Annotated in this window: 21 protein-coding genes; 14 read left to right on the top strand and 7 right to left on the bottom strand. The window is 72.5% G+C overall.

All coding sequences use genetic code 11. The annotated features are described in order from the left end of the window. Positions 1 to 137: 137 nt before the first annotated feature. Positions 138 to 2,699, top strand: coding sequence for a valine--tRNA ligase (gene valS / locus AC060L_RS07815; RefSeq protein WP_483797832.1), 2,562 nt, complete (start codon positions 138 to 140; stop codon positions 2,697 to 2,699). 142 nt (positions 2,700 to 2,841) lie between these two features. Further along, a complete protein-coding gene (gene metG / locus AC060L_RS07810) occupies positions 2,842 to 4,551 on the top strand; it encodes a methionine--tRNA ligase (RefSeq protein ID WP_483797831.1) in 1,710 nt (569 codons plus the stop codon). Positions 4,552 to 4,597: 46 nt separating this feature from the next. On the opposite strand, the gene AC060L_RS07805 is transcribed toward metG, so the two are convergent. Further along, positions 4,598 to 5,515 (bottom strand): ABC transporter permease, encoded by a 918-nt coding sequence (locus AC060L_RS07805; RefSeq protein ID WP_483797830.1) that lies wholly within the window; start codon positions 5,513 to 5,515, stop codon positions 4,598 to 4,600. Next, positions 5,515 to 6,543, bottom strand: coding sequence for an ABC transporter ATP-binding protein (locus AC060L_RS07800; RefSeq protein ID WP_483797829.1), 1,029 nt, complete (start codon positions 6,541 to 6,543; stop codon positions 5,515 to 5,517). The genes AC060L_RS07805 and AC060L_RS07800 overlap by 1 nt, the downstream gene beginning before the upstream one ends. 204 nt (positions 6,544 to 6,747) lie before the next feature. Between AC060L_RS07800 and AC060L_RS07795 the strand changes: the two genes are divergently transcribed. Both AC060L_RS07795 and AC060L_RS07790 read left to right on the top strand, forming a co-directional pair. Next, positions 6,748 to 7,989, top strand: coding sequence for a cytochrome P450 (locus AC060L_RS07795; protein WP_483797828.1), 1,242 nt, complete (start codon positions 6,748 to 6,750; stop codon positions 7,987 to 7,989). Then, positions 7,986 to 8,225, top strand: a complete 240-nt coding sequence (locus AC060L_RS07790) for a ferredoxin (RefSeq protein WP_483797827.1) — start codon at positions 7,986 to 7,988, stop codon at positions 8,223 to 8,225. The genes AC060L_RS07795 and AC060L_RS07790 overlap by 4 nt, the downstream gene beginning before the upstream one ends. Positions 8,226 to 8,243: 18 nt before the next feature. Here the strand turns inward: AC060L_RS07790 and AC060L_RS07785 are convergent, their stop codons facing one another. Beyond that, positions 8,244 to 10,223: a Xaa-Pro dipeptidyl-peptidase gene (locus AC060L_RS07785; RefSeq protein ID WP_483797826.1), complete on the bottom strand. Its 1,980-nt coding sequence runs from the start codon at positions 10,221 to 10,223 to the stop codon at positions 8,244 to 8,246. Positions 10,224 to 10,321: 98 nt separating this feature from the next. Beyond that, positions 10,322 to 10,594, bottom strand: coding sequence for a DUF1876 domain-containing protein (locus AC060L_RS07780; RefSeq protein ID WP_483797825.1), 273 nt, complete (start codon positions 10,592 to 10,594; stop codon positions 10,322 to 10,324). A gap of 221 nt (positions 10,595 to 10,815) precedes the next feature. Between AC060L_RS07780 and AC060L_RS07775 the strand changes: the two genes are divergently transcribed. The 6 genes from AC060L_RS07775 to AC060L_RS07750 all read left to right on the top strand — a co-directional run bounded on the left by AC060L_RS07775 (position 10,816) and on the right by AC060L_RS07750 (position 16,690). Beyond that, positions 10,816 to 11,232, top strand: a complete 417-nt coding sequence (locus AC060L_RS07775; protein WP_483797824.1) for a hypothetical protein — start codon at positions 10,816 to 10,818, stop codon at positions 11,230 to 11,232. A 246-nt stretch (positions 11,233 to 11,478) separates the two neighbouring features. Continuing rightward, a complete protein-coding gene (locus tag AC060L_RS07770) occupies positions 11,479 to 12,225 on the top strand; it encodes a class F sortase (RefSeq protein ID WP_483797823.1) in 747 nt (248 codons plus the stop codon). A 4-nt stretch (positions 12,226 to 12,229) separates the two neighbouring features. Then, positions 12,230 to 12,892, top strand: a complete 663-nt coding sequence (locus AC060L_RS07765) for a hypothetical protein (protein WP_483797822.1) — start codon at positions 12,230 to 12,232, stop codon at positions 12,890 to 12,892. A 111-nt stretch (positions 12,893 to 13,003) separates the two neighbouring features. Then, entirely contained in the window at positions 13,004 to 14,611 is a 1,608-nt protein-coding gene (locus tag AC060L_RS07760) for an alpha-amylase family glycosyl hydrolase (protein WP_483797821.1), read from the top strand. A gap of 79 nt (positions 14,612 to 14,690) precedes the next feature. After that, positions 14,691 to 15,599, top strand: coding sequence for a polysaccharide deacetylase family protein (locus tag AC060L_RS07755; RefSeq protein WP_483797820.1), 909 nt, complete (start codon positions 14,691 to 14,693; stop codon positions 15,597 to 15,599). Between the two features lie 59 nt (positions 15,600 to 15,658). Then, a complete protein-coding gene (locus AC060L_RS07750; protein WP_483797819.1) occupies positions 15,659 to 16,690 on the top strand; it encodes a ketopantoate reductase family protein in 1,032 nt (343 codons plus the stop codon). 34 nt (positions 16,691 to 16,724) lie between these two features. Here the strand turns inward: AC060L_RS07750 and AC060L_RS07745 are convergent, their stop codons facing one another. Then, complete coding sequence (locus AC060L_RS07745) at positions 16,725 to 17,543, bottom strand: SDR family NAD(P)-dependent oxidoreductase (RefSeq protein ID WP_483797818.1); 819 nt, start codon at positions 17,541 to 17,543, stop codon at positions 16,725 to 16,727. Between the two features lie 229 nt (positions 17,544 to 17,772). On the opposite strand from AC060L_RS07745, the gene AC060L_RS07740 reads away from it, so the two are divergent. Together AC060L_RS07740 and AC060L_RS07735 are read left to right on the top strand one after the other, a co-directional pair. Continuing rightward, positions 17,773 to 18,642 carry a 3-hydroxybutyryl-CoA dehydrogenase gene (locus AC060L_RS07740; RefSeq protein WP_483797817.1) on the top strand — a complete coding sequence of 290 codons (870 nt, stop codon included), beginning with the start codon at positions 17,773 to 17,775 and terminating at the stop codon, positions 18,640 to 18,642. Between the two features lie 175 nt (positions 18,643 to 18,817). Continuing rightward, the gene (locus AC060L_RS07735) at positions 18,818 to 19,366 is read left to right on the top strand and encodes a GNAT family N-acetyltransferase (protein ID WP_483797816.1); all 549 of its coding nucleotides are present in this window, start codon (positions 18,818 to 18,820) and stop codon (positions 19,364 to 19,366) included. Between the two features lie 32 nt (positions 19,367 to 19,398). Here the strand turns inward: AC060L_RS07735 and AC060L_RS07730 are convergent, their stop codons facing one another. Then, positions 19,399 to 19,866 carry an Lrp/AsnC family transcriptional regulator gene (locus AC060L_RS07730; protein WP_483797815.1) on the bottom strand — a complete coding sequence of 156 codons (468 nt, stop codon included), beginning with the start codon at positions 19,864 to 19,866 and terminating at the stop codon, positions 19,399 to 19,401. Between the two features lie 94 nt (positions 19,867 to 19,960). On the opposite strand from AC060L_RS07730, the gene AC060L_RS07725 reads away from it, so the two are divergent. Continuing rightward, positions 19,961 to 20,833 carry an LLM class flavin-dependent oxidoreductase gene (locus tag AC060L_RS07725; RefSeq protein WP_483797814.1) on the top strand — a complete coding sequence of 291 codons (873 nt, stop codon included), beginning with the start codon at positions 19,961 to 19,963 and terminating at the stop codon, positions 20,831 to 20,833. Further along, complete coding sequence (locus tag AC060L_RS07720) at positions 20,830 to 21,264, top strand: nucleoside deaminase (RefSeq protein WP_483797813.1); 435 nt, start codon at positions 20,830 to 20,832, stop codon at positions 21,262 to 21,264. Before AC060L_RS07725 ends, AC060L_RS07720 begins: the two co-directional genes overlap by 4 nt. Before the next feature lie 31 nt (positions 21,265 to 21,295). Here AC060L_RS07720 and AC060L_RS07715 read toward each other — a convergent pair whose 3' ends face one another. Continuing rightward, entirely contained in the window at positions 21,296 to 21,727 is a 432-nt protein-coding gene (locus AC060L_RS07715) for a hypothetical protein (RefSeq protein ID WP_483797812.1), read from the bottom strand. Between the last annotated feature and the right edge of the window lie 245 nt (positions 21,728 to 21,972).

Below are 21,972 nucleotides of genomic sequence, written 5' to 3'. Positions count from 1 at the left end.
ACGCCGCAGCCACGCCCCACCCATCCGGCAAACGGGCGCGCGCCAACCGCCGGGCGCCGCCGGCGCGGCCCGCGAGCGCCGGAACGGCCGGAACAAAATGCCGCGCCCGCGCCCGCCCAGCCCGCTAGCATCCCGTCATGACGACGCCCTCCACTCCTCCTCCCGGTACACCGAGCAAGCCCACCCTCGACGGCCTCGAGGTCAAGTGGGCCGCCGCCTGGGACGAGCAGGGCGTACACCACTTCGACCGGACGGCGCCCCGGGAGCGGGTCTACTCGATCGACACCCCGCCGCCGACCGTCAGCGGCAGCCTGCACGTCGGGCACGTCTTCTCCTACACGCAGACCGACACCATCGCGCGGTTCCAGCGGATGCGCGGGCGCAGCGTCTTCTACCCGATGGGGTGGGACGACAACGGCCTGCCGACCGAGCGCCGGGTGCAGAACCACTTCGGCGTCCGGTGCGAGCCGGGTCTGCCGTACGACCCCGGCTTCACGCCGCCGCAGACTCCCGGCAAGCAGCAGATCCCCGTCTCCCGGCGGAACTTCGTCGAGCTCTGCGAGCAGTTGACGCTGGAGGACGAGAAGGGGTTCGAGGAGCTCTGGCGCCGGCTCGGGCTCTCGGTGGACTGGCGCTACGGCTACCAGACCGTCAACCGGCGCGCCCAGGCCGTCTCGCAGCTCGCCTTCCTGCGCAACCTGGCGCGCGGCGAGGCGTACCAGGCCGAGGCGCCGACGCTGTGGGACGTCACGTTCCGCACCGCCGTCGCCCAGGCCGAGCTGGAGGACCGCGAGCGCCCCAGCGCCTACCACCACCTGCTCTTCGACGGACCGGACGGGCCGCTGGAGGTCGCCACCACCCGCCCAGAGCTGCTGCCCGCCTGCGTCGCGCTGGTCGCGCACCCGCAGGACGAACGGTTCCAGCCGCTCTTCGGCCGTACCGTCCGCACGCCCGTCTTCGGGGTCGAGGTGCCGGTCCTCCCGCACCGGCTGGCCGACCCGGAGAAGGGCACCGGGCTGGTCATGGTCTGCACCTTCGGCGACACCACCGACGTCGTGTGGTGGCGCGAGCTGAACCTGCCCACCCGCCCGGTGCTCGGCCGGGACGGCCGTTTCCTGCCGGACACACCCGACTGGCTCACGGCCCCGGCAGCGCGGGCGGCCTACGAGCAGCTCGCCGGGATGACCCCGCACACCGCCCGCGAACGCCTGCTCGAACTGCTGCGGATCGCGGCCGGCGTGCTCGGCGAACCGCGCCCGTTCAACCACCTGGTCAAGTTCTACGAGAAGGGCGACAAGCCCCTGGAGATCGTGACCAGCCGCCAGTGGTACCTGCGCAACGGCGGCCGGGACGCCGCACTGCAGCAGAAGATGCTGACCCGCGGGCGCGAACTCGCCTGGCACCCGGAGCACATGCGGCACCGGTACCAGGCCTGGGTGGAGGGGCTCAACGGGGACTGGCTGATCAGCCGGCAGCGCTTCTTCGGCGTCCCGGTGCCGGTCTGGTACCGGCTGGACGCCGAAGGCAACCGGACGGACGAGCTGCTGCTGCCCGCCGAGGACGCGCTGCCGGTGGACCCGAGCAGCGAGACCCCGCCCGGCTTCACCGCCGAACAGCGCGACCTCCCCGGCGGCTTCACCGGGGATCCGGACGTCATGGACACCTGGGCGACCTCCTCGCTCACCCCGCAGATCGCCGGCGGCTGGTCCTTCGACGAGGACCTGTTCGCCCGGGTCTTCCCGATGGACCTGCGCCCGCAGGCCCACGAGATCATCCGCACCTGGCTCTTCTCCACGGCCGTGCGCGCCGAGCTGGAGCACGGCGAACTGCCGTGGCGGCACGCGGCGATCAGCGGCTGGATCCTCGACCCGGACCGCAAGAAGATGTCCAAGTCCAAGGGGAACGTGGTCACCCCGCTCGACCTGCTGGAGCAGCACGGCTCGGACGCGGTGCGGTACTGGGCGGCCAGTGCCCGCCCGGGCACCGACACGGCCTTCGAGGTCGGCCAGATGAAGATCGGCCGCCGGCTGGCGATCAAGATCCTGAACGCCTCGAAGTTCGTCCTCGGGCTCGGGGCCGCCCCGGCCACCGCAGTCACCGAGCCGCTCGACCTCGCGCTGCTCGCCCGCCTCGCCGAGGTGGTGGCGGAGGCGACCGAGCAGCTGGAGGCGTACGACTACGCCCGGGCTCTGGAGGCCGTCGAGCGCTGCTTCTGGGCGTTCTGCGACGACTACCTGGAGCTGGTCAAGGACCGGGCGTACGGCCAGGGCCCGGCGGCGGACTCCGCCCGGGCCGCGCTCGGGCAGGCGCTGTCGGTGCTGCTGCGGCTGCTCGCGCCGTTCCTGCCGTTCGCCACCGAGGAGGCCTGGAGCTGGTGGCAGCCCGGCTCGGTGCACCGCGCGCCCTGGCCGGACCCGCACGAGCTGCGCGGGCTGCCCGAGCAGCCGGCCACCGCAGGGCCGGTCGAGGCGCGACTGCTCGACCTCGCAGCGGAGGCGATCACCGCGATCCGCCGGGCGAAGAGCGCCGCACAGCTGTCGATGCGCGCCGAGGTCGCCAAGGTCGTCGCCCGCGGACCGGCCGAGCTGCTGACCGAGCTCCAGCGGGTGCTTCCCGACATCCGCTCGGCCGGGCACGTGACGGACCTCGTCTGCGAGCCGGCCGACACCGAGGCGATCGTCTACCAGATCGCGCTCTAGCCGTTCCGGCCCGGCGGGTCAGGCCGCCCTGGTAGCCCCGCACAGCCCGTCCGCGCCCTGGACGCGGTACGGGGGCTGCCAGGGCGGCCGATAGACTGAGTGCACAGTCCGTCACCACCGACATGAACGGGAGCATCCAAGGATGGCTCGACACCTGATCACCAGCGCGCTTCCCTATATCAACGGGATCAAGCACCTGGGGAACATGGTCGGGTCCATGCTCCCGGCGGATGTCTACTCGCGCTACCTGCGTCAGCGCGGGCATGACGTGCTGTACATCTGTGCGACCGACGAGCACGGCACCCCGGCCGAGCTGGCTGCCAAGGCCGCCGGCCAGTCGGTCGCGGACTTCTGCGCCGAGCAGCACCTGGCGCAGAAGGCGATCTACGACGGCTTCCAGCTCTCGTTCGACTACTTCGGCCGCAGCTCCTCGCAGCAGAACCGGGAGATCACCCAGGAGTTCGCCCGCGAGCTGAAGGCCAACGGCTTCATCGAGGAGCGGGCGATCCGCCAGGTCTACTCGGTGACCGACGGCCGGTTCCTGCCGGACCGCTACATCGAGGGCACGTGCCCGCACTGCGGCTACGACAAGGCGCGCGGCGACCAGTGCGAGAACTGCACCCGGCTGCTCGACCCGACCGACCTGATCAACCCGCGTTCGGCGGTCAGCGGTTCGACCGACCTCGAGGTCCGCGAGACCACCCACCTCTTCCTGCTCCAGTCCAAGCTGGCGAACGAGGTCGAGGAGTGGATCGACGTCCACGGCAAGGACTGGCCCACGCTCGCCTCCTCGATCGCCCGCAAGTGGCTGACCGAGGGCCTGAACGACCGCGCGATCACCCGTGACCTCGACTGGGGCGTGCCGGTCCCGGCCGACGTCTGGCCGGAGCTGGCCGCGCAGGGCAAGGTCTTCTACGTCTGGTTCGACGCCCCCATCGAGTACATCGGCGCGACCAAGGAGTGGTCGGACGCCGACCCGGCCAACCGGGACTGGAAGTCCTGGTGGTACGAGGCCGAGGACGTCCGCTACACCGAGTTCATGGCCAAGGACAACGTCCCGTTCCACACCGTGATGTTCCCGGCGACCATCATCGGCACCCGGGCGCCGTGGAAGAAGGTCGACTACGTCAAGGCCTTCAACTGGCTGAACTACTACGGCGGCAAGTTCTCCACCAGCCAGCAGCACGGCATCTTCACCAACGCCGCGCTCGAACTGCTGCCGGCCGACTACTGGCGCTACTTCCTGATGGCGAACGCGCCGGAGTCCGACGACACCAGCTTCAGCTGGGAGATCTTCTCCGCGACCGTCAACAAGGACCTGGCCGACACCCTCGGCAACTTCGTCAACCGGGTGCTCTCCTTCTCGCTCAAGCGGTTCGGCGACACCGTTCCGGCCGGCGACGCGCCGGGCGAGGCCGAGCAGGCGCTCGGCAGCGAGATCGCCGGCCTGCTCGCCGAGTACCAGGGCCACCTGGACACGCTGCAGTTCCGCAAGGCGTCGCAGGCGCTGCGGGCGCTGTGGAGCGCGGGCAACTCCTACCTGGAGACCAAGGCCCCCTGGCTGGAGATCAAGACCAACGAGGCCGGCGCCGCGCTCACGCTGCGCACCGCGATGAACCTGATCCACCTGTACGGCGTGCTGTCGGCGCCGTTCATCCCGGCGACCAGCGCGGTGATGCGGGCGGTCTTCGCGCCGGCCGACACCGCCGAGCCGACCTGGGTGAGCGCCGAGCAGGCCGCCGGGCTCGACTTCGTCGCGGCCGGCACGCCGTTCACCGTCCCGCCGGTGCTCTTCGCCAAGATCACCGACGAGGACCTGGCCGCCTGGCGCGAGCGCTTCGGCGCCGAGTGACCTGACACCGGCGTTCGCCGCCGGGTGCCGTCCCGAGCCGTTCGGCTCAGGACAGCACCCGGCGGCGGAAGTTGCGCAGCCCGATGCTCAGGAAGAACACGCAGAACCCGATCAGCACCGGGTAGACCACGTACAGGTGCATGTGCGAGGCCGTGGTCAGCCCGGCCCGCATGCCCTCGGCGATGTAGATCAGCGGATTGAGCAGCACCAGCGTCTGCAGCCACGGGAACCCGCCCACCTGCACGGCGGACAGCTTCGTCCACTGGTAGTAGGTGCCGCCGAGGAAGACCAGCGGCAGCACCACGAAGCCGAACATCACACCGATGTTGCGCGGCTCGAAGCTGGTGCCGAGCACCAGGCCGAGCGAGGTCATCGCGAGGCAGGCGAGCGGGATCAGCGTCAGCACCACCGCCCAGTGCACCGACAGGTGCGCGTGCACGCCGGGCGCGTGCACCACCGCCGCGATCGGGAAGACCAGCACCGCCGAGATCAGCCCCTGGGTCGAGCCGGAGAGCACCCGGGAGACGGCGACCAGCCAGAGCGGGCAGGGGGCCTGCACCCGGTCCTCGATCTCCCGGGTGTAGCCGAACTCCTGCGAGAGCTGGATCGCCACCGACTGGATGCCCTGGAACATGATGGTCACCGCGACCACGCCGGGCACCAGCACGGTCGCGAAGTCCGACTCGCCGGCTTTCCCGCCACCACCGCCGACGCCCTGACCGATGGTCGGGAAGACGTACAGGAAGACGAAGACCAGCAGCAGCGGCTGCATGATGGTCCGGCCCGCGACCTCCCCGGCGTTCTTGCGCAGCACCACCAGGTCGCGTTTGATCAGCGCGCCGAGCGCGAGGCGGCTGGCCGCGAAGGCGGTGCGCGGGGGTGTGATCACCACGGGGGTGCCGGTGCTGCCCGTGTTACTGGTGCTGCCGGAGTTACTGGTGCTACCGGCGTCGATGGCGGCCATTAGTCCCGCAGCTCCTTCCCGGTCAGGCTGATGAAGACGGTCTCCAGGGTCGGCTCGGCCACCGAGAGGTCGGCCACCTCGAAGCCGCCGGCCTCGGCGGCGCTCAGCACCCGGGGCAGCAGCCGGTTCGCGCCGCCGCCCTTGACCTGCAGCTCGACGCCGCCGGCCAGCAGCCGGGTGCTGTTCACCCCGCTGACCTCGCGCGCCAGCCGGTCGGCCAGCGCGGCCGGGTCGCCGGAGGCCGAGACGGTGACCACGGTGTCGGCGTTCACCGCCTGCTTGAGCGCGGCGGGGGTGTCCAGCGCGAGCACCCGGCCGTGGTCGATGATCGCCACCCGGTCGCAGAGCTGCTCGGCCTCGTCCATGTTGTGCGTGGTGAGCATGATGGTCTGGCCGTCGGCGATCAGGCCGCCGAGGATCTCCCAGAGCGCGAGGCGGCTCTGCGGGTCGAGGCCGGCGGTCGGCTCGTCCAGGAAGAGCACGGCCGGGCGGTGGAAGATCGCCCGCGCCACCATCAGCCGCTGGGCCATCCCGCCGGAGAGCGCGTAGACCGAGGCGTCGGCCCACTTGGCCAGGTGGAACCGGTCCAGCAGTTCGGCGGCGGTGCGCCGGGCGGTGCGGCTCGGCATGCCGAACAGCAGGCCGTGGAAGTACAGGTTCTCGGCGACCGTGAGCGAACGGTCCAGCGTGTTCTGCTGCGAGACGACCGCGATCACCTGCTTGACCAGGGTGGGCCGGGCGATCACGTCGATGCCGCCGATCCAGGCCGAGCCCGCCGTCGGCACCACCCGGGTGGTGAGCATGCCGACGGTGGTGGTCTTGCCGGCGCCGTTCGGGCCGAGCAGGCCGAACAGTTCGCCGTGGTGCACCGCGAGGTCGAGCCGGTCCACGGCGGGGACCTCGGCCTTCGGGTACACCTTGGTGAGCCCGGCCGTGCGGATCACGGCCTGCGCCGAGCCATCGCGCTCAGCGCCCGCGCGCACCTTGTCCCCGGACACACCGCCCGCCGGGTCTGCCAGCTCTGCCACCGGGCACCTCGATCCTGAGCCCTTCTCCCCACGATGCGCCGCCGACCGGGCGCGGGCAAGCGTGCGGACCGTTCGTACCCACGAGCAGCGCACGGGGGCGCACGAAGGAGCGCCGGCAGCCGGTTTCGCGCCCTGGTTGAGCTGACGAAGTGCGCCTAGCGTCGGATCCGACCGGCACCGCCCGACTGCCTGGAGGAGCCTGCCATGGCCCCCGAGTCCGCTGCATCCCCCGAGTCCGCCCCCTCCACCTCCCCCACTCCCACCTCCCCCGAGCCGCTCATCCCGCTGCACCGCCGGCGGCCCGCCGACGCCGGGCCGCCGGTGCTCCGCGAACTGCTCACCGGCACCCCGGTCTGGGTCACCACCCGGCACGCGGACGTCCGCCAGGTGCTCACCGACCCGCGGCTCGGCCGCGCCCCGCTCTTCCTCCCCGACGCCCCGGCCGTGACGCCCTACCCGAACGTGCTGGACGACCCGGACGGCATCCTCAACCTGGACGGCGCCGACCACCAGCGGCTGCGCCGCACCGTGCAGCGGGCGTTCACTCCGCGGGCGATCGAGCGCTGGCGCCCGTGGGTCGCCTCGGTCGTCGAAGAACTGCTGGACCGGCTCAGCGCACTCCCCCAGCCGGCCGACCTGGTCACGGAGTTCACCCGGGCGCTGCCGGTCGCAGTGATCACCCGGCTGATGGGCCTGGACGACGCCGACCTGACCCGGCTCACCGAGTGGAGCGACCACGCGCTCTCCACCTCCGCCCACACCCCGCAGGAAGTCCGGCAGGCGATGCAGGAGTTCGGGCAGTTCGGCGCCGAGCTGGTGGCGCAGCGGCGCAAGGAGCCGGGCCCCGACCTGGTCAGCAGCCTGGTCCAGGCCGCCGACGAGGAGAGTGAGGTGACCGAGCGCCAGATCGTCTCGCTGACGATCGGCCTGGTGGTCGGCGGCCACGAGACCACGATGACCTCGCTCGGCAACTCGCTGGTCTACCTGCTGACCGCGAACCGCGCGCAGTACGCCCGACTCGCCGAGAGCCCCGAGCAGGCGGCCGCGGCGGCCGAGCAGCTGCTGCGCACCGTCCCGCTCGGCGACCCGGACGTGCTGCCGGGCGTGCTGCGCCGGGCGTCGGCGGACCTGGAGATCGGTGGCGTGGCGATCCCGGCCGGCGCCGTGGTGGCGGCCGACCTGTTCGCGGGCGGCATGGACCCGGCGGTCTTCCCGGCCGAAGAGGTGGTGGACCTGTTCGCCCCGCTGCCCGCCGCCACGCTGACCTTCGGCGCCGGGCCGCACCACTGCCTGGGCGCCTGGCTGGCCCGGATGGAGCTGGCCCTGGCACTGCACGGGCTGGCCCGCCGGCTGCCGGAGCTGCGGCTCACGGTGGCCGCGGAGGACGTCCCGTGGCGCCGCGGCCTGCTCACCCGCGGCCCGCAGACGCTGCCGGCCACCTGGTGAGCGCCGATCCGGCCGGCTACCGGGTCACGGTGGACCGCGCCCGCTGCGTCGGCACCGGCCTGTGCGCCGCCACCGCCCCGGCCGACCTCGCGCTCGGCGAGGACGGCCGGGCGGTGCCCCGGCTGGAGCGCACCGGCGCGCTGGCCGAGGTCACCGAGGCGGCCGAGCTGTGCCCGGTGGAGGCGATCGCCGTCCACCGGGCGGCCGACGGGGAGAAGATCGCCCCGCTCTGGTGATCGCCGGAGCGGACGGCCCTAGCGGAAGGCGGCCTCGGCCGGCGCGCTGAGCCGACCGGTCACCGTGCTCAGCAGCGGCGCGGTCGCCCGTGCCGTCGCCGGTGCGGACGCAGGTGCGGTCGCGGTTGCGGCCGCACCGCGCGGCAGGTCACCGCCGGTCAGCGGCAGCCGGAGCATCGAGTGCGCCAGGTCGACGGTGACCGTCGGCTTGGTGTCCGGCGGGTCGATCAGGCCGTTGTCGGTGCCCGCCAGGATCAGCGCGAGCCGGTGGCCGGCGGGCACCACGTGGTCGGTGGCGGCCAGCTTCACGGTCAGCTGGTAGGGCTTGCCGGGCGTGATCGGCGAGCTGTGGTCCAGCGTCGCGTAGTGCCCGAGGTCGGCCCAGCCGCGGCTGAACACGGTCGCGCCGACCTGCTCGGTGTCGGCGGCGGTGTCCAGGAAGCAGGCGCTGTCGCCGGCCGTGCTCTCACCCCAGCAGGAGCGGGTGGTGAGGTTCTTGATGCCCTCGCCCGCGCCCAGGTAGTTGCGGATGGTCGCCGGACCGAGGTCCACCAGCACCGCGCTGAGGTGCGCGCTGGTGGTGCTCGACGCGACGGTGAGGCTGACCGAGCCGCTGCCGGAGAGCCGCACGTCGTGGTCGAGCACGCCGGTGCTCAGCACCGTCTTGTCCGGCGTGACCTGGTCGGCGGCGGCCGCCCAGGCGTTCTCGTCCTGGCTCGGGTCGTCGGTGAAGGAGACCGTCCCGCTGTTCGAACCGCCGCCCAGCACACCCGGGTTGAGGTGCACGGTGCGCTGCTGGGTGCCGTCCGCCGGCCAGTGGGCGTCCTGCGTCCAGACGTCGGGCGAGCGCTCGATGTCCGCCTGCGGCTGGTGCTCGATCCCGTTGTGCACGCCGAGCAGGTAGTGGTCGAACCACTGGTGCAGCGTGTCCACCCAGGCGCCGCGCCGGTAGTCGAACGGGTCCACGTGGCCGGTCTCGGAGAGCCAGATCTTGCGCTGCACGCCGTGCGCGGCCAGCGCGTCCCACCACTGGCCGAAGTTGACGGTGCGCACGTTCAGGTCCTGCATGCCGTGCACGACGAAGACGCTGGCCTTCACCTTGGCGGCCGAGGCGACGTAGTCACGCTGCTGCCACAACGGCGTCCAGTCCCCGTCGTACGGCGCACCGGCCGCGAGCGCGCTCTGCACGGTCGCGCAGCGGGCGGTGGTGGCCGGGTCCTCGACGTAGCTCGCCAGGTCGGCCGGGGTGCCGCTGTAGAGCGGCGCGCCCTGCGAGCGGTAGTAGTCGTACCAGGAGCTGATCGCGGAGATCGGCACGATCGTCTTCAGCCCGGAAACCCCGGTAGCGGCAACGCCGTTGGCTATCGTGCCGTCCCAGGACTTGCCGATCATGCCGACCGAGCCGTCGGTCCAGCTCGCGGCCACCGCGCTGCCGCCGCTGCGCGCGCTGTAGCCGGTGGCCCGGCCGTTCAGCCAGTCCACCACGGCCTTCGCCGAGGTGACGTCGGAGGGGCCGCCGACGTCCACGCAGCCGTCCGAGCGGTTGGTGCCGGCCAGATCGACCAGCACCACCGCGTAGCCGCGCGGCACGAAGTAGTTGTCGTAGTAGAGCGGGAACTGCACGGGGTTGCCCTGCGCGTCGTACGTCTTGACCTGGCTCTCGTTGCCGCGCCCGCAGCAGGAGTAGTACGGACTGGCGTCCATGATCACCGGGATCTTTTGGCCGGCCGCGGCCGGCTCGCTCGGCCGGATGATGTCGGCGGCCACCCGGGCGGTGTGGCCGCTGCCGTCGAGGTCGAGGCCGGTGTCCACCCAGACCGTCTGGCGGATCGCATTGGCATAGGAGTAGACCGGCTGGCTGGCGCCGTCGTGCACCGTGCCGTTCGCCGCTGCGGCTGCGGCAGCGGCGGCGGACCAGGCGGGGGCGGCCAGTAGCCCGCTGAGCGCGAGCAGCAGGGCGGCGACGACGGCCAGTGGCCGAAAGCGGCGAAGTCTCATGCCCGGGGACCGTACCCAGCAAGGGCCGGGCCCAGTCATGGGCATGTCGAACCGTCAGGCGGCCGTCACCGCCCTTCGCCACACGAAAAGCCGACGGGTTACATCAGCGGATGGCTCGGGACCTGTCCGAGCTCGTCGATCTCCATGTGCGCCTTCTCGAAGAGCTGCCGTGCCAGCTCCTGCAGAGCCCGCGCCGCCGCGACCTCCTCGCCGACCCGGGGCTGCTCCGGGTCCCTGGGGTGCCGACTGGTGTAGCCGTGCGCCCGCAGCTCACTGCCGTCCGGGAGTCTCACCAGGGCGGCCGCCTTGGTGTGCGCCTCCTCCTCGGCGAACTCCATCTCGACATGCCACCCGACCAGCGTCTTTGCCATCGCCCTCACCTCCGGAGCCACGCTTCCAGAATGCACCCGCCGGCGACGACGGGCCCCGGCCCCGGCCTCCGACTTCCGGACACTCCGTCACACGTTTACACGCTCTGTGGTGGCAGCGACACGCCATGTGTTCGACGGTGATGGAGGCGCCTGCGGGATGTCCCTCAGGCCGGCGAATCCGTCGGCCCGTCCACGCAGCGCTGACTGAAGGGATCCCACTCATGCGTCGTGTACGTCACCTCGCCGCTGCCGCGTTCACCGTGGCCGCCCTGAGCCTCGCCGCTCCGGCCGCCTTCGCGGATGTCGCCCCGGCCGCACCGGACCACCCGGTCACAGCGACCACGGACGGCAAGAAGGCCGACGACAAGAAGGCCGACGACCGAGCCGACGAGAAGAAGGCGGACGACAAGGACTGGGCCAAGGACAAGAAGGACTGGGGCAAGGACAGCAAGGACAGCAAGGACAAGGACAAGGACTGGAGCAAGGACGACCGCCGCCCGCACGGCGGCGTGCACACCGGTGGCGGCTTCGCCGCGAACACCGGCAGCCTGGCCACCGGCGGTGCCCTGCTGGCCGGCGGTGTCGGCGTCGGAGCGCTCGCCCTGCGCCGCCGCAAGGACGTCACCGGCCGCATCTGACCGTCCACCCGTCCGACCCACCGTCCACTCCCACGGTCCGCCCCACCCAGGGCGAGCGTCCCGGGCCTGACCCGCAGGCCCGCCGCTCGCGTCGGGCACAACGTCCCGCGCGCTGCACCGCCCCCGAGGCGGCGTGGCGCGCGGGACGCCGCGCCCGTTAGGCAGCCGTTCGGCACCTGCTCCGCACTCACGCAATCCCCGCAAGCGCCCCTCCCCCGCAAGCACCCCGCAGAAAGGCGTCTCCCCATGGGCCACCACGCCCCCGGCAGTGACGGACCGGCTCCCTCCGCCGAGGCGATGAGCCGTCGGCGCCGTCAGGTCGTCGTCGGTGCGCTGGCCGCCTGCCTGCTCGGCCTGTTCATGATCCACCGCGCGGTGGACCCGCACTCCGCGCTGCCACCGCAGCCCCCGTCGGCCCAGGCGCAGGCCGCCCTCGCCTCGCAGGCCGCGGTCGCCTCGCAGCAGGCGCTCCGCGCCACCGGCACGCCGATGCCGTCGCCGAAGCGCACCGTCCCCGCGGTGGTCACGCCCGATGCCCACCCGGTCCGCCTGAGCATCCCGGTGATCGGCGTGAACGCGCCGTTCACCGGCCTCGACCTGGACCCGAACGGCGTGCTCAACGCCCCGCCGTCGGACGACACCAACCTGGTCGGCTGGTACAAGGGCGGCACGGTGCCGGGCAATCGCGGCCCGGCCATCGTGCTCGGGCACGTCGACACCAAGACCTCGCCCGCCGTCTTCTGGGGTCTGAGCACGCTGACCCCGGGCAACACCGTGGACATCGCCCGCGACGACTCCGTCACGGCCACCTTCACGGTGGACAGCGTCGAAGTGTTCCCGAAGGACGAGTTCCCGGACGACCGCGTCTACGGCAAGACCCAGGACGCCCAGCTCCGCCTGATCACCTGCGGCGGCTCGTACGACAAGAAGCGCGGCGACTACACCGCGAACGTCGTCGTCTTCGCCCACCTGACCGGCCTGCGCGAGAGCTGAGCGTGTGAGCGGGCGCAGCCGGCGAGGCGTCCGGGCTCCGCTGGTCGTGGGTGCGCAGCGGGTGGGTGCGCAGCGGGTGGCCGGGGATCCCGGTGTGCTGGGGACGGCGCTCGCCGTGGTGCTGGCGTTCTCGCTCGCCGAGGGCTCGTGGGAGTGGTTCTCCACCTACCTGGGCGTGACGCTTCTCGCGGTGGTCCTCTCCTTCGGCCGGGTCCCGGTGCGGACTCCGGGCCGGCCGGCTGCCTACGGGTGGAGTCTCGCGGCGTACTCGCTGGTCGTGGGCCTGTGTGTGGCGCTGGCGCTGGCTCCGGCGCTCCAGCGCTGGGACTGGCTGTTTCCGATGCCTGCCACCCGGCACGGGTGCGCGGCCTCGGGCCGGTACGCGAGTCTGCAGGCGGAGGCCACGCTGGGCGGCCTGGCCGGTCGTGACCCCGAAGCGCTCGCCCGTACGCAGCAGGAGCAGAGCCACCAGGCCGTTGCCGACTGCCTCGCGGCGACGACCACACGGTGGCTGCCGGCCTACGCGCTGGGCACGGCTCTGCTGGTGAGCGCGGCCGCGTGGTCCTGGGGGCGGTCGCGGGCTCGGCCTCAAGCTCAGGCGCAGGCTCGGCGGACGGCAACCGGTGCTTCACCGGATCCCGGGACAGCGCCCGCCCGGCCGTCCTAGGCTGGCCCCGCCGCCGCCCGTGGCGGCCGGTCGGCCCCGGCGTGCGTGCGGCCCGGGCGGGTCCGGTGCCCGGCGCGGTCGGCCATGCCCGCGCCGAGGAGGTCCCAGGCCATGACCATGACCCGTCGCACCCACTCCACCAGCAGCTCCGGCAACCACGTGCCCGCGTGGTTCGCCGAGGCCGTCCTCTACCAGGTCTACCCGCAGTCGTACGCCGACTCGAACGGTGACGGGATCGGCGACCTGCCCGGCCTCACCGCGCGGCTCGACCATCTGGCCGAGCTCGGCGTCACGGCGCTCTGGCTCAGCCCGTGCTTCGACTCCGAGTTCGGCGACGCCGGGTACGACGTGTCCGACTACCTGACCATCGCCCCGCGGTACGGCGGCAACGCCGACCTCGCCGAGCTGGTCGCCGCCGCCGGGCGGCGCGGCATCCGGGTGCTGCTCGACCTGGTGGCCGGTCACACCTCGCACCGGCACGCGTGGTTCCAGCACTCCGCGCACGCGCCCGGCGACGACCGCTACGTCTGGTCGGACCGGATCACCGCGCCCGCCCACGAGTGGATCCCCAACCAGGGTGCGCGCGGCGGCTTCTACCGGGCCAACTTCTACCCGATCCAGCCCGCGCTCAACTTCGGCTACGCCCGCCCGAACCCGGCCGAGCCCTGGCGCAGCCCGGTGGACGCGCCCGGCCCGCAGGCCAACCGGCAGGCGCTGCGCGAGATCATGGCGCACTGGTTCGAGCTCGGCGTGGCTGGCTTCCGGGTCGACATGGCGGCCTCGCTGGTGAAGGACGACCCGGGTTACGCCGAGACCGGCAAGCTCTGGGGCGAGCTGCGCGACTGGCTGGACGCCCGCTACCCCGACCGGGTGCTGATCGCCGAGTGGGGCGACCCGGCCGTCTCGGTGCCGGCCGGCTTCCACGCCGACTTCTTCCTGCACTTCAACGGCCGCGGCCTGCGCTCGCTCTGGGACAACGGCGCCGGCAGCCAGGGCAGTTGGGCGCACGGCGAGCCCTGCTACTTCGATCAGGCCGGCGCCGGCTCGATGACCGAGTTCCTGGCCGCCTGGCAGCGGGCCGAGGAGGCGATCGACGGGCGCGGCCTGGTCGCGCTGCCGAGCGCCAACCACGACTTCTCCCGGCTGGTCTGCGGCCCGCGCACCCGCGAGCAGGCGGCCGCCGCGTTCGCGTTCCTGCTCAGCTGGCCGAGCCTGCCGGTGATCTACTACGGCGACGAGATCGGCATGCGCTACGTCCCCGGCCTGCCCGACAAGGAGGGCAGCCAGTTCGGCACCGAGACCCGGCAGGGCTCGCGCACCCCGATGCAGTGGGACGGCTCGGCGAACGCCGGCTTCTCCACCGCACCCGCCGAGGCGCTCTACCTCCCGGTGGACCCGGCCGCCGACCGGCCGACCGTCGCCGACCAGGCGGACGACCCGGCGGCGCTGCTCCAGCACGTCCGCCGGCTGATCCGGCTGCGCCGCGACACGCCCGAGCTCGGCACCGGCGGCGGCGTCGAAGTGCTCAGCACCGGTTATCCGTTCGCCTACCTGCGCGGCGAGCGCCACCTGGTCGTGGTCAACCCGCGCCGCGACCCGGCCGAGCTGACGTTGCCCCAGGCCAGCGCGGGCGCCGAGCCGCTCGCAGTGCACGGCGTCCGGCTCGCGGACGGCCTGGTCCGGGCCGACGGCTTCGGCTACGGGATCTTCCGGCTCTGAGCGCGCCGGAGCCAAGGCGGGGCACTCGTCCCGATGCTCCGCATGCGCGGTGATTGCACCGTATTTATGCTGGGCCGCGATGACAGTCGACCGCCGCAGGCTTCTGCGGACCACCGCCCAGCTGGCCACCCTCACGGCGACCGGCGGGCTGCTCGCCGGCTGCGGCACGGAGGCCGCCACCGCCGGCGGCGCCGCGTCGCCGCACCCCGGCGCGGGCGACTCGCCGTCCGCCGGGCCACCGCTGACGCCCAATCGGATCCCGCACGCCACGCCGAGCGCGACGCCCTCGCCGTCCGGGGCGGGCTCCGGGGCGGCTTCGGGAGCGGCGGCAACGCCGGCGGGCTCGCCGTCGCCGAGCCCGCCGGCGCTGCCGCCGCTGGGGGCCGGCACCCCGGCCGAGGCGGTGAACGGGCCGCGCGACCGGCCGCAGGTCGCGCTGACCTTCCACGGCCAGGGCGACCCCAAACTCGCCATCGCGCTGCTGGAGGCGGCCGAGCAGCGCAACGCACAGCTCACCGTGCTGGTCGTCGGCAGCTGGCTGGACCAGCAGCCGCAGATGGCCCGGCGGATCCTGGACGGCGGCCACGAGCTCGGCAACCACACCCAGAACCACCTGGACATCTCCTCGATGTCCGCCGACCAGGCCTTCGCCGAGATCTCCGGCTGCGCGGACCGGCTGCAGAAGCTGACCGGCTCGGTCGGCCGCTGGTTCCGGCCGTCCGCCGCGCAGTACGCGACCGCGCTGGTCAAGGAGCAGGCCAAGCGGGCCGGCTACGACCACTGCCTCTCCTACGACGTGGACCCGCGCGACTACGCGGACCCGGGCGCCGAGGTCGTGCAGCGGCGGATGCTGGGCGCCATCAAGGCCGGCTCGATCGTCGCCCTGCACATGGGCCACCAGGGCACCGTGGACGCGCTGCCCGCGGTGCTGGACGCGCTCAAGCAGCACGGACTCAGCGCGGTGACGGCCAGTCAGATGTTCGCCTGATCGTACCGATCCGCGGATCGATCTTGCGGGGTGCGCGCTCCGGGTGCCAGGCTCGCGGCATGCGCTTCATCATCATCGGTGCGGGTGCGGTCGGCGGCACGATCGGCGGACGGCTGCACGAGAGCGGGCACCAGGTCGTGCTGGTCGCGCGCGGGCGGCACCTGGCCGCGCTGCGCTCCGACGGCCTGCGGCTGACCACCCCCGAGGGCACCCGGACGCTGCCGATCCCGGCGGTCGGCGGCCCGGCGGAGCTGACACTGCACCGCGACGACGTGCTGCTGCTCGCCGTCAAGACGCAGCACAGCGCGGACCTGCTCGCCGAGTGGGCCGGCCAGCCGGTCGACAGGGACGGCGGCAGCGCGGGCAGCGCGGGCGAGCTGCTCCCGCTGCTCTGCGCGCAGAACGGCGTGGAGAACGAGCGGCTCGCGCTGCGCTGGTTCCGTACCGTGCACGCCCTCTGCCTCTGGCTGCCCGCCACCCACCTGGAGCCCGGCGAGGTGGCCGCCGCCGGCACCCCGGTCAGCGGCATGCTGACGCTCGGCCGCTACCCGGCCGGCCGCACCGACCACGGGCCCGCCCTGCACGCGATCGCCGCCGCGCTGGAGCAGTCGCACTTCCAGGCGCCGGTGGTGCCCGACGTGATGCGCTGGAAGTACGCCAAGCTGCTCGGCAACCTGGGCAACGCGGTGGACGCGCTCAGCGACCCGGCGTCGACCGATCCGGCGGTCAGCGGACCGGCCTACGCGCTGCTCGAGCGGGCGATGGCCGAGGGCGCGGCGGTGCTGACGGCCGCCGGGATCGACTTCATGTCCGTCGAGGAGATGCTGGCCGAGCGCGGCGACCGGATCACCCAGGCCCCGCTGCCGGGCGTGCCGCACGCCGGCAGCTCCACCCGGCAGAGCCTGGCCCGGCAGAGCGGTTCGACCGAGGTGGACTACCTGAACGGCGAGATCGTCCGGCTGGCCCGCGAACACGGCGTGCCCGCGCCGGTCAACGAGGCGCTGCAACAGCTGGCCGACCGGTTCACCCGCGAGGGCCGGGCCCCGGGCAGCCTGCCGACCGCCGAGGTAGCGGCACTGCTCAAGCTCTGAGCCCCCCTGCTCGACCCTTCGCCCTGCTCGGCCCTCAGGTCAGCGGGTCGTCGTCGCCGTACGGGCGCAGCCGCAGCGTCCGCGCGTCCAGCGCGCGGATCCGGTCCGCCTTGGCGACCAGCTGCTGCAGGTTGTCCCGCCCGGCGTGGATGAACCGCCCGTGCAGCGCGTCGAACCGCCCGCGGGCGGTGTCCACCGCGACGGCGACCATGTACGGGATGCTGTTCCACTCCTTCATCCCGGCGAACATCGGCATCCCGGCCGTCATGTCGGTGGGCACCGCGCCCGGGCTGATGTCGAGCACCACGATGCCCTGCTTGGCCAGCGAGTCGGCGATGTTGTCGGAGAGCTGGAGCAGGCCGCCCTTCGACGTCGCGTACGCCGTGTAGTGCCCGTCCGGGCGCACCGCGAAGCCCGAGTTGAGGTTGAGGATCCGGCCGCGCCGGCGCTCCACCATGCCGGGCAGCACGCAGCGCATCAGGTTGAACGGACCGCGCAGGTTGACCTCCACCACCTGCCACCACTGCGCCGGGTCCACCTCCCAGATCGGCACCTCGGTGCGGTCCACCTGCCCGGCGTTGTTGACCAGCAGGTCGATCGGGCCCAGATCGCGCTCCACGCTGCGCACTGCCTCGCGCACCGCACCGGGCCGGACCACGTCCGCCGTGACCGCGACGCCCTTGGCCCCCAGCCGGACGCACGCGCGCAGCGTGTCGGTCAGCGTCTCCAGCGTCCGGCCGACCAGGCCGACCGCCATCCCCTCGGCAGCCAGACCCAGCGCGATGTCCCGCCCGATCCCCCGCCCCGCACCGGTGACCAGGGCCACCTGCCCCTCCAGCGTGCCGCTGCGCATCGCAGCTCCCCTCCCGCGCTACCCGCGACCGCCCTCAGCCGTCGTCCCACCCAGCATGCGCCCCGCTCGCGCCCGTTGCGCTCGGCCACACGGGCGAGTGGCCCCGGCTCATCCGAACGGCTCAACGGCGCAACGGCAGGGCGCCGGGACCTGCGCCTTGGCACAAGTAGTACGGTCGAGTGACATGGGCGGCGACCCCGCCCGGCTGGATGAGGGGAAAGGCAAGTCAGTGAGCGACATCACGCGCGTCGGAGTGGTCGGCTGCGGTCTCATGGGTTCGGGTATCGCCGAGGTCTTCGCCCGGGCCGGACTCGACGTCCTGGTCTCCGAAGCCAGCGGCGAGGCCCTGGAGTTCGGCCGCACCCGGCTGACCAACTCGCTGGAGACCGCGGTGAAGCGCGGCAAGCTCACCCCCGAGCAGCGTGACGAGGCTCTGGCCCACCTCTCCTTCACCACCGACCTCGCCGACTTCGCCGACCGCGACCTGGTGGTCGAGGCGGTCGCCGAGCGCGAGGACATCAAGATCCAGATCTTCCAGACGCTGGACAAGGTGATCACCCGCCGGGACGCCGTGCTGGCCTCCAACACCTCCTCGATCCCGATCGTCAAGCTCGCCGCGGCCACCAGCCGCCCGGAGCAGGTGATCGGCCTGCACTTCTTCAACCCCGCCCCGGTACAGCGCCTGGTCGAGGTCATCCCGGCGCTCACCTCCTCCGCCGAGACCACCGCCCGGGTCGAGACCTTCGCCGTCCAGGTCCTCGGCAAGGAGCCGATCCGCGCCCGCGACCGCGCCGGCTTCGTGGTCAACGCCCTGCTGGTGCCGTACCTGCTCTCCGCCGTCCGCATGTTCGAGTCCGGCGTCGCCACCGCCTCCGACATCGACAAGGGCATGGAAGCCGGCTGCGCCCACCCGATGGGCCCGCTGCGCCTGTGCGACCTGATCGGCCTGGACACCATCGCCTCGATCGCCGACTCGATGTACGCCGAGTACAAGGAGCCGCTGTACGCCGCCCCGCCGCTGCTCTCCCGCATGGTCGACGCGGGCCTGCTCGGCCGAAAGTCGGGCCGCGGCTTCTACGACTACACGGCGTCTGCCTGAGCTGCGACTTGAGGCACCACCGGTGCCGTCGGCGGTGAACAGCCGCACGCGCGAGGCCCGTTCCGACCCCAGCGGTCCGGACCGGGCCTCGCGCCTTTCGCTGCCTGCCATTTGGGCCGGCGGCGCGCGGGTCGTCCCAGGCTTCTGTTCGAGCGTGTGCGATAGGTTGCTCGGCATGACTCAACTCGACGGCGTCGCCTGGCCTCCTGCCCCGATACGCACCGAGCGGCTCGTGCTGCGGGAGTCCGAAGCCCGGGACCGTGCTGCGGTCATCGAGCTGTTCACCTCGTCGGAGGTGGGCACGTATGTCGGTGGTGCCCGGCCGCGTGAGGAGTTCGAGCGGGCGGTGCCCGAGGTGCCCGGGCGGCGTCCCGGCGTCTTCGTGGTCGCTCTGGACGGCGCGATGATCGGCGTGATCACGCTCGACCCGCGCGATGCGGAGCGTCCGGGGCACGTCCGCCCGGCGGGCGGGGAGACCGAGCTCGGCTACATGTTCCTGCCGCAGGCATGGGGGTACGGGTACGCCACCGAGGCGTGCGCGGCGGCGCTGGAGTGGTTCGCCGGTGTGCTTCCCGGCGAGCCAGTACTGCTCTGCACCCAGACCGCCAACGAGCGCTCGATGCGCGTCGCGGCGAAGCTGGGGTTCAGCGAGGTGGAGCGGTTCGAGGAGTACGACGCCGAGCAGTGGCTGGGTGTGCGGTCCCCGGCCACGCCGTCCGTCTGAGCCGTCCGTCTGGGCGGTCCGTCAGACTCCGCCTACGGCGCGGTATCCACTGCCCGGAGCTCTCGCGGGCCGCGCAGTGGCAGCGGCCGGCTGAGGACCAGGTTGGTGGTGGTGCTGCCGAACTGGGCCAGCGCGTCGACGATCTCCTCCAGTTGGGCCGTCGTGGCGGCGGCCACCTTGAGGACGTAGCAGTCGTCACCCGTGGTGCGCAGGCACTCCAGGATCTCCGGGCGCTCGCCGAGCAGCCGGTGCAGCGGCTCGTGCCGGGTGCCCGGGTACTTCAGCCGGACCACTGCCAGCATCACGTAGCCGGTCCGCTCCAGATTCACCTCGGCCCGGTAGCCCGTGATCACCCCGGCCGTCTCCAGCCGCCGCACCCGCTCCGTGGTCGCCGACGAGCTCAGGTTCACCCGCCGCGCCAGCTCCGTGTACGCGATCCGGCCGTCCTGTTGGAGCTCGTCCAGGATCGCCCAGTCCGTCGCGTCAAGATTCCCCGTCATCCGCCCAGATTACCGGCGAATCCACGGGCGAACGGCCTCTGAACAGGCACGAATCCCTTCAGGCGACCCGGGTCGCCTGGCTAGGCTCGACGTCGTGAAGATCGGCGTCAACATCCTCAATTTCGGCCCCGGCACCGACCCGGGCGTCCTGCGGAGCTGGGCCCAGACCGTGGAGGGGCTGGGCTTCGACCTGCTGATGGTCTCCGACCACATCGCCATCACGCCCGACGTGGCCGAGCGGTATCCGGGGCCCTTCTACGAGCCCTTCACCACCCTGTCCTGGCTGGCGGGGCTCACCACCCGGGTCCGGCTCGGCACGACCGTCCTCATCACTCCGTACCGGCACCCGCTGCTCACGGCACGTATGGCGGCCAACCTGGACCAGTTGAGCGGCGGCCGGCTGGTCCTCGGGGTGGGCGTGGGCTGGGCACGGCAGGAGTTCGCCGCGCTCGGGATCCCCTTCGAACGGCGTGGCCGCCTGACGGACGATCACCTGCGGGACATCCGCGCGGCCTGGTCGGACACCACCGACTACGGGAGCCGCCGGATCCCGTTCTGGGTCGGCGGCAACAGCGACGCGGGGATCCGCCGGGCCGTCCGGCTCGGCGACGCCTGGCATCCGCTGCGCTGCACCATGCCGTTCCTACGCGAAGCCGTCGAGAAGCTGAAGGTACACGCGGACGAGCAGCAGCTCCCGGTGCCCGCCTTCGCCCCCCGGATCGCCCTCAAGCTCACCGAGGCGCCGGTCGTCGGACCGGAACGGCTCGCCGGGGAGGGCACGATCGACCAGATCATGGACGATCTCGACCAACTCCGGCTGCTGGGCGCCGAGACCGTCGTCCTCGACCCGTACGCCGCCGACCCCCGCCAGACGTGCCACCCGCAAGCGGCCTGGCAGGCCCTCGCCACGGTGGCCGCGCGCTTCTACCCACCCCAGACCCGAAACCTCCGAACGGAGTCATCATGACCACACTCGACACCCAGGACCACACCCTCCTTCGGCGCGCCATCGAGCTCGCGGCCGAGGCACGCGCGAACGGCAACCCGCCGTTCGGGTCACTGCTGGCCGGACCGGACGGGACGATCCTGGCCGAGGAGCAGAACACCACCCTCACCGAGCAGGACATCACCGCGCACCCGGAGCTGAAGCTGGCGAAGTGGGCCGCGCGGGAGCTGGACGCGGCCACGGCGGCGGGCACCACGATGTACACCAGCTGCCAGCCGTGCGAGATGTGCGAGGCCGTCATCCAGCGGGCGGGGCTACGGCGGGTGGTGTTCGCCCTCTCGAACGAGCAGCTGCTGGGGATCCGGCCGGGCAGCGGCCAGCCGCCCGTGCCGCAGGACGGTCCCGCGCTGTTCGAGGAGATACGGGCGGTGGTCGAGAGCTACTACCGCTGACCGGCCGGCGTCGAGCCGGTCCCGACGGCGGTCAGAAGACGAAACGCGGCGGGTGGATCAGCAGTTCGACGAAGAGGAGCGCCGGCAGCACCAGGTGAATCACGAACGCCCCCGTCGCCGCGCTTCGCGCCCGCCGCGCCGCGGACGGCCGCCACCCGGACGGCAGCCGCCTGGACCGGCGCCCGCCGATCGCAGCTCCGATGGCGGCTCCGATCACGACCAGCAGCACGATCAGGAACGTGCCTTCGAGCGCCGACTTCTCCGCATGGCGCGCCGCCGAGTAGCCCCAATTGCCAGTGGTCGCACGGTGGTAGCCGACCCAGACGAAGTGCGTCAGCAGGTAGGAGTCGATCGCGACGGTGAGCCCGCCGAAGATCGCGGCGGCGACCCATTCACCCCAGTCCTGCGCCGCGTCACCCCCGCCGCCCGCCCGGTCGACCTCGTCCCCCTGAGCCCGGCTCATCCCGTCCCCCTTCGGTCGATACCCGTCTCCTAACCCTCAGGCAGTCGCCGGGTGATCTTCAAGGGACGGCCCCGATTCGAGATCGAATCCCAACCCGCCCGCGATCGTTTCACCCCGTTCATCCGACGGTCGGTCTGCCGTGCGGCGCTGCACGCTTCGAGAACGGCGTCCTACTCGAACGCACTGAGGAGGCTGCGGCCTGAGTAGCAGCGTTGAAGCTCGCAATCCTGAACCGCGTGTCGCTT

The organism is Kitasatospora sp. NEAU-69 (genome assembly GCF_057158765.1).
This window is presented reverse-complemented; position numbering and strand designations above follow the sequence as displayed.